Origin of the sequence: Candidatus Dedyshia acidiphila (assembly GCF_051025295.1) — a bacterium.
In the GTDB taxonomy this organism is placed as follows: domain Bacteria; phylum Acidobacteriota; class Terriglobia; order Terriglobales; family Acidobacteriaceae; genus KBS-83.
This window is the reverse complement of record NZ_JBMGJV010000090.1, coordinates 1-255: the sequence shown is the minus strand read 5'-3', so window position 1 is coordinate 255 and position 255 is coordinate 1. Positions and strand designations below refer to the sequence as shown.

Annotated in this window: 1 protein-coding gene; it reads right to left on the bottom strand. The window is 65.5% G+C overall.

The window, feature by feature from the left end; genetic code table 11:
- Positions 1-255: vitamin K epoxide reductase family protein (locus AC5IJH_RS18335; RefSeq protein WP_491904267.1), on the bottom strand; the 255-nt coding region annotated here is incomplete at both ends.

Below are 255 nucleotides of genomic sequence, written 5' to 3'. Positions count from 1 at the left end.
TCAGACGCCATCCCGATCGCACCAGCCACGCAGTGCAGCCGGCCGTGATCATGCACCACGAGCAGACGCGGCCATACACGAGCACCTGTCGAATTACATTCCCACCGGCCACGCCCGCATCCACCATGAGCTTCGCTCCGAGCACGGTTCGCCACAGACTTGTCGGCTTGCGCGTGGCACGCTGTGCACACGCCCACGTGATCGCGAAGCTCGCAATGCCGAGCAGACTGTCCGGGACGCCGAGCGGGTACGCAC